We start from the raw sequence: 6,443 nt of genomic DNA, 5'->3' as shown, positions 1-6,443 counted from the left end.
ACTTAGCGGTATTGGGCTGAAGCCTGGACACCAGCGCTGGTTGCGAATCTTCGGTTGATATGTTTCTATCTCACCTTATGAACTCCAGATCAATCCCTCCCAATCAGCAATTGGTTCGCCGCGATTGTTGGCCGGTCGTCGGCGAACGGTCTCCCGGCGACAGCGACCTCCCATGGACGATCACGGTTTGTGGCCAGGTGCTGAGCGAACGTCGCGTTGATCTCGGCGACTTGACCGCCATGCCGCAGACGACTCGATGCATCGATGTGCATTGTGTGACGCGGTGGTCGAAGTTGCAGATGGAATTTGAAGGCGTTCGATTTGCGGAGTTGGTCGCTGACTCAAACGGTCAGCCGCTTTGGAATCGGCAAGCACGGTTTGTTTCGTTCGTCGCTCGCAGCAAGCGTTCTCACAGCACGTCGCTGCCGCTGGAGGAACTGTTGGACCTGGATCCCTTGATCGCGTTAAAGGCCGACGGAGATCCGTTGTCAGTCGAACATGGCGGACCCGTTCGGATGGTCGTGCCGGGCAAGTATTTTTACAAGAGCATCAAGTGGCTCCAACGGATCGAATTTCTGTCCGTCGATCGTCTCGGTTATTGGGAATCCGAAGCCGGTTACCACAACGGGGCGGATCCTTGGAAGGAACAACGGTACATCGCTGCAAGTCTCAGCAAGCAAGACGCCACCCGGCTGATTCGCGATCGCGATTTCAGCGGCCGCGATCTGTTGAGTCTGGAAGCGCGGGGTCTGGATCTGGAAAACCTTCATGCCGCTGGCTCGCTCTTGCGCAACGCGGATCTGCGGAACGCGAACCTGCGCCGCGCGGGGTTTCAAGGCGCCAATCTTTCCAACGCCCATCTGCAATCGGCCGATCTGCGTGACGCGAACTTTCGTGGGGCCGATCTGGAAGGCGCCGATTTCTCAGCCGCGGATTTGCGCGGAGCGGACCTGCGCGATGCATCGCTGTTCGGCGTGAGCTTCGGCGTGGTGAATGCCGATGGCACGCTTTCGCAGGCTGCCGTGATCGATGCAACGACCAAGATCACGGCAACGTCGCTCGACGCGCTGACACCGGAACAGAGGGATTGGTTGCAATTGCAATCGGTGACGTTGTGCTAGTGCGTCAACCCTAAGATGCAATCTTGACAAGGGACTCCAGCAATTTCACCAGACCAACCATCGAAAACGATAACCACCGATGGCGGCGCGAACCCACGGATGACCGGGTGCAAAAAATCCGTGGGTTCGCGCTGCTATCCGTGGGCCCAGTAATCGTTTCATCGCTCGATCGTTCCCATCGGTGAACTCCATGGCCAATCGGGCTATAGTACCGCGATGTTGCAACCCATCGAGATTCCGTCCCAGGTCGACACGCGACCGATTCCTTCGCCGGTCGCCGCACATCTGTCGTCGATGCGTGCGCGGATCGAAGTGTTCCAAGATTGCTGGGATCAGCATCGGGCCGAGCAGTTCGTCGCGGCGGACTACGAATTGGTCTACCAGACCCTCGACTGGGTTCGCCAACACCAGCCGCTGATCGGCAGCCGTTTTCTGGAGTGGGGCTGTGGTTTTGCCGCCGTGGCCTGTTTGGCCGACGAACTGGGCTGGAATTCTCACGCGATCGAAGCCCATGTGGATTTGATTGCCGAGGCGCGGAAGACGATCGCAAATTGGCCGGCCAAGGTGGATTTGTTTGAAGGCAACTTTCTGCCGCCCGGGGCCGCGGATCTCTCCTTCGACCCGACCTTGCCGTCACTGGGGCACGCCGGCGCATCGGCGTATGAAGCGTGGGAATTGGACTTGGACGATTTTGCGCTGGTTTATTCCTATCCCTGGCCGGGCGAAGACCAATTCCACGAAGAGGTCTTTGATCGCTACGCCGCCAATGGCGCGCTGCTGTTGATGTTCATCGGGCCCAACGAGATGCGATTGTTGCGCAAAGTCCGTGATTGACGATCCGTTCGGGCTTCCGCTCAATACCGCGACGTTAAGACAAGCGACCGGCCAACAACACGACGACGCGGGTGGCGATGGACTTCCCCGTGCCGATTTCGCCGACGCCTTCGCCGGTCTTGGCCTTGATACTGACCCGATCGGCATCGGCGCCCAGCATGTCGGCGACGTGAGCCCGCATGGCGTCGATGTGCGGCGCCATTTTGGGGCGTTCGGCCAGGATCACGCAGTCCAGATTGACGATCCCCATCCCGCGTTGGTGAACTTTGTCGAGAGCCGCTTGGACGAAGTCGCGGCTGTCTCGGTCCGCGTTGACGTCGCTGGTGTCGGGGAACAGACGCCCGATGTCGGCGGCGCAGATCGCGCCCAACAACGCATCGGTGATCGCATGCAGCAGCACGTCGGCATCGCTGTGGCCGATCGCGTGCAGATCCGCCGGCACATCGATGCCGCCGATCCGCAGCGGCCCGCCGGCCTCCAATCGATGTGAGTCGTACCCCAATCCGATACGGAGGTTTGGCACGTTGGCGGGCGTCGAAGGCATGGTTGTGTGTGGTTCGGGCGGGGCGGGAAACGTGGGATAGGCTGGCTCGTGGCAAATGGATCTCGCCACTACAATACCGCCGCTTGTCATTTTTCTCCAGCGTCACCCGAGTGCCATGTCGATCATTGAAGTCCGAGACCTGACGAAGTCCTATCGCGTTTATCGCAAGGGCGAAGGTCTGAGGGAGAGTCTCAAGGGGCTCTTTCACCGGGAATACCAGGAGGTTCACGCGGTCCGTGGAATCGATCTGGACGTCCAGGCGGGGGAGTTTGTGGCTTTTCTGGGACCCAACGGAGCCGGCAAGACGACGACGCTGAAATTGCTGTCCGGCGTGATCGACCCGACCAGCGGCGAGGCCACGGTGATGGGCTATGTGCCCTGGCAACGGAAAAACGCCTATCGCCGCCGATTCGCACTGGTGATGGGGCAGAAGAACCAGCTCTGGTGGGATCTGCCGGCGCAGGAGTCCTATCGGCTGCAGCAACAGATTTACGGCGTTCCGGAGGATCAGTTTCGCACGACGATGGATGAGCTGACGGATTTGTTGGAGGTCGGTTCGTTGCTGAGCCAACCGGTGCGAGAGCTGTCGCTGGGCGAGAGGATGAAGATGGAATTGATCGCAGCCTTGCTTCACAGCCCCGACGTGCTGTTTCTGGACGAACCGACGATCGGGTTGGATGTCATCGCCCAGCACAACATCCAGCAATTCCTGCGTTACTATCAAGAAAAACGCAAGATCACGATCCTGCTGACCAGCCACTACATGAAGGACGTCGCCGCGTTGTGTAAGCGGGTGGTGGTGATCGCCCGCGGCACCATCGAGTACGACGGTTCGCTTTCGGGAATCGTCGACAAGTTTTCCGGCTACAAGATCATCACGCTGCAATTCGCCGAAGAGCATCATCCGGACTTGCGGGCGTTCGGGGAAGTGTTGTCCGAGACGTGGCCGAAGGTGCGGTTGAAGGTCGCTCGGGCGGACGTCCCGCGGGTCTTGTCACGCTGTCTGGCCGACCATCCGATTGAAGACGTGGCCGTGGAAGATCCGCCACTGGAAGACGTGATCGCGGGGTTGTTTCGGGAGACCAGCGAGCGGCAGGCGAGCTAAAATGATTGAACGGAATTGTAAAAAAGCGTATTTTTCCCCAATGCTCCTCCAGCCACCACGATCACTCAATGGATTTTGAGAAAGAATTTCGCATCAAGCCATCCGAGTCCGTTTCGCTGAAGAAACGCGAAACGAAAACCAAAGGCCCCTTTGACGAAAAGGCGGATGCGGTCGCAGCGACGGAAAAAAATATCGCCACGATCCAGGATCTGCAGTATCGCATGTACGTCGAGGCCAAGCAGTCGTTGTTGATTGTTCTGCAGGCCCCCGACGCGGCCGGCAAGGATGGCGTGATCCGCAAGGTGCTTGGCAAGATGAATCCACAGGGATGCCGAACGTACCCGTTCAAAGCCCCCAGCAGTGTGGAACTGGCGCATGACTTTTTGTGGCGGATCCACTCCTGCACGCCGGCGCGCGGCAAAGTTGCGATCTTTAACCGATCGCATTATGAAGACGTGCTCGCGGTCCGAGTTCAAAAGCTGGTCCCCGAGTCCGTCTGGCGCCCACGTTACGAAATCATCAACGACTTTGAACGCAATTTGGCCGCCAACGGCACGCGGATCCTCAAGTTTTATCTTCACATCAGCCCCGAAGAACAGCTAGAACGCTTTCGAAAGCGTTTGGAAAATCCTGCCAAACACTGGAAACTGAACCCCGGCGATTACGAGGCCCGCGATCAATGGGGCGAAGTCCGTCGGGCCTATGAAGATGCATTTGAACATTGCAGCACCAAGTACGCCCCTTGGTACGTGATCCCCGCAGACCACAAATGGTTTCGCGACGCCGCCATCTCCTCCATCGTCGCCAAGACGCTGAGCGAGATGGATCCACAATTTCCCCCCGTCGAAGTCGACTTGGACGAGATTCGACGCTTGTACGACTTAGCAAAGGACGCCCAGAAAATCTGATGGCAGAAATCACCCTACGCGACATTGAGATTTTCTATGACGGCGAAACGCTGAAGATCTCCAGCAGCGAAGATCCCGAAAAATCCGTCTCCTTCGATCCCAAGTCGGTCAAGGGACTCGTTGATTTCGTGCACCTGTTCTCACCGCCCGAGGAAACCGAGACAGAGACACAAGAAGAAAATCGCCGGGAGTCGTTTCGCGTCCCGGTGATCGAAGACAGCGGACTACGCGTCACCCTGATCTCCGGCAAAGAACGCTGTGAGTCCAAACCGACCAACATCAGCATGACCGGTGTGTTCGTCGAAGTCCCCAAGGACCGCACGATCCCCCTGGACATCAACGACGAACTCCGCGCTCGATTGTCGATGAATAGAACGGAGATCGAACTCGAAGCGATCGTGCGCCGGATCGAGCCGAACGGTTTTGGATTGTTCTTCCCCGAAGCTTTCAAGGGCGAACACGTCGATCCACCACCAACGGTGCGACGAATCGTGATGGATCTGCAGCGTCGCTGGATGATGCATCGCAAAGATCTCTAACGCAGGAACCGTCGATGTCGATTAAACGTGTGAGTTGCCCTCGCTGCAACGCGGCGATGAATGTCCCCGCTTCGATGGCCTCGACGCGATGCGCGTCGTGCGGCGAAACGTTTGCGATCGCCGCAGCCGGGACGGGGCAGGCGAAGCCACAACGCGGAGCCGATTCCAAATCCGTCGCGATCGAGGACGAAGACGACGGCCACTCGGACGACAGGATCGGGCAGTGGCTGGTCGTCGGCGGCGTCGCGGGGCTGGCCGTCGTCGCCCTGATTCTGCTGGTCGTGTTTTCCGGCGGGGCGGAGGAAGAGCCCGAAAAACCCAAGCTGCCGGTCCGGACACAAGCCACGGTCGTCGAAAACCTGAACCTGGACGACACCCCCGCCGACACGGACTACCGTGAAGTCAATCTGCCCGAATCGACGCGACGGCAGATCTACCGCGACTACAGCCAGATGATCGCGTCTTCGTTCGGCAAGTCCAAGAAGATCCCCAGCGGGGGAGCCGCCGGCCAGGCGCTCAACAAAACACTCGGATCGGTCGTCGATCGCGAAGTCACGCACATGGCGTTGGTTCACGGCATCAGCGAAGAAGATATCGCGCAGATCTATGCCGAGGGCCGCGCGAAAGGCTGGTAATGAGACGCCGCGCCGTCATTTCGATGTGACGGTCAGCCTCTGGGCAGCGACGTGCAGTGTCTGACAACACGCTCGCCTATCGACACGGGGTCGCCGCTACTCAAGGCAGCCTCTCTGGGGGCGTTGGTATCTACACATCTTAAGTAACCCTCCCTGGCAGGGAGGGTCGAGCGCAGCGAGGGGCATACGCACCAAGGTAGGAAGCAACCCTCCCGTGTGCGGGAGGGTCGAGCGGAGCGAGGGGAGGGCGTCCGGCATTGATGCTCCATCGTGGCTAGCAACCCTGGCGTTGCAGCAACCCTCTCCGCTCCGGGCGCAAACTCCTCCGTGACCGTCCCAGGGGACGTCAATCGTAGAAGTGACGGATTTGACCGTCGGGGAAGGCGCGAAGCCTTTGGCAACGCCGACCCTCTCTGGCGTTTGCTTGCTGCGCAAACGCCGTCTCTCCCAGAGGGAGAGAATCTAAATTGATTTGGGGAATCCGGTGGTGCGCGATGGCGACCACCGGCTACTTGCTGCAACCCCTCTCGGGGTAAAACCCAATACCGCTAAGTTAACATGAATGAGGGGGCCCGGACGCTGGCGCGAACCGGCTGATGTCAAACGAATATCAGCCGTTTGGCGCGAGCCTACGGGCCCTCATCTGAAGAAACGACGCTTAACTTAGCGGTATTGGGCTTTAGCCGCCCGGTGTCGCTGCTTCGCAGCGACCGGGAATCGCGTAAAGGCTAGACACCAACGGTTGCTGAATCCTTTT

At 59.0% G+C, this 6,443-nt stretch carries 7 protein-coding genes; 6 read left to right on the top strand and 1 reads right to left on the bottom strand.

What is annotated here, in order from left to right; translation table 11 throughout:
- The first annotated feature begins 77 nt into the window (after positions 1–77).
- Both NZK35_RS31530 and NZK35_RS31525 read left to right on the top strand, forming a co-directional pair.
- Positions 78–1,121: a molybdopterin-dependent oxidoreductase gene (locus NZK35_RS31530; protein ID WP_259636514.1), complete on the top strand. Its 1,044-nt coding sequence runs from the start codon at positions 78–80 to the stop codon at positions 1,119–1,121.
- Between the two features lie 216 nt (positions 1,122–1,337).
- Positions 1,338–1,955 (top strand): class I SAM-dependent methyltransferase, encoded by a 618-nt coding sequence (locus NZK35_RS31525; protein ID WP_259636513.1) that lies wholly within the window; start codon positions 1,338–1,340, stop codon positions 1,953–1,955.
- A gap of 34 nt (positions 1,956–1,989) precedes the next feature.
- Here NZK35_RS31525 and ispF read toward each other — a convergent pair whose 3' ends face one another.
- Positions 1,990–2,499, bottom strand: coding sequence for a 2-C-methyl-D-erythritol 2,4-cyclodiphosphate synthase (ispF, locus tag NZK35_RS31520; RefSeq protein ID WP_259636512.1), 510 nt, complete (start codon positions 2,497–2,499; stop codon positions 1,990–1,992).
- 115 nt (positions 2,500–2,614) lie between these two features.
- On the opposite strand from ispF, the gene NZK35_RS31515 reads away from it, so the two are divergent.
- From NZK35_RS31515 to NZK35_RS31500, 4 genes are all read left to right on the top strand, one after another.
- Entirely contained in the window at positions 2,615–3,604 is a 990-nt protein-coding gene (locus tag NZK35_RS31515; protein WP_259636511.1) for an ABC transporter ATP-binding protein, read from the top strand.
- Positions 3,605–3,672: 68 nt separating this feature from the next.
- A complete protein-coding gene (locus NZK35_RS31510) occupies positions 3,673–4,512 on the top strand; it encodes a polyphosphate kinase 2 family protein (protein WP_259636510.1) in 840 nt (279 codons plus the stop codon).
- Positions 4,512–5,051, top strand: a complete 540-nt coding sequence (locus tag NZK35_RS31505) for a PilZ domain-containing protein (protein WP_259636509.1) — start codon at positions 4,512–4,514, stop codon at positions 5,049–5,051. The genes NZK35_RS31510 and NZK35_RS31505 overlap by 1 nt, the downstream gene beginning before the upstream one ends.
- Positions 5,052–5,065: 14 nt before the next feature.
- Positions 5,066–5,686 carry a zinc-ribbon domain-containing protein gene (locus NZK35_RS31500; RefSeq protein ID WP_259636508.1) on the top strand — a complete coding sequence of 207 codons (621 nt, stop codon included), beginning with the start codon at positions 5,066–5,068 and terminating at the stop codon, positions 5,684–5,686.
- Positions 5,687–6,443 lie beyond the last annotated feature (757 nt).

The organism is Stieleria sedimenti, assembly GCF_025060895.1.
Lineage (GTDB): Bacteria > Planctomycetota > Planctomycetia > Pirellulales > Pirellulaceae > Stieleria > Stieleria sedimenti.
The sequence above is the reverse complement of the archived record's forward strand: the minus strand, read 5'-3'. Positions and strand labels throughout refer to the sequence as shown.

Excerpts from the sequence above, each read along its gene's own strand:
- NZK35_RS31500 (WP_259636508.1), top strand. The coding sequence starts at position 5,066 with ATGTCGATTAAACGTGTGAGTTGCCCTCGCTGCAACGCGGCGATGAAT.
- NZK35_RS31530 (WP_259636514.1), top strand. The coding sequence starts at position 78 with ATGAACTCCAGATCAATCCCTCCCAATCAGCAATTGGTTCGCCGCGAT.
- ispF (WP_259636512.1), bottom strand. The coding sequence starts at position 2,499 with ATGCCTTCGACGCCCGCCAACGTGCCAAACCTCCGTATCGGATTGGGG.
- NZK35_RS31505 (WP_259636509.1), top strand. The coding sequence starts at position 4,512 with ATGGCAGAAATCACCCTACGCGACATTGAGATTTTCTATGACGGCGAA.
- NZK35_RS31525 (WP_259636513.1), top strand. The coding sequence starts at position 1,338 with ATGTTGCAACCCATCGAGATTCCGTCCCAGGTCGACACGCGACCGATT.
- NZK35_RS31510 (WP_259636510.1), top strand. The coding sequence starts at position 3,673 with ATGGATTTTGAGAAAGAATTTCGCATCAAGCCATCCGAGTCCGTTTCG.
- NZK35_RS31515 (WP_259636511.1), top strand. The coding sequence starts at position 2,615 with ATGTCGATCATTGAAGTCCGAGACCTGACGAAGTCCTATCGCGTTTAT.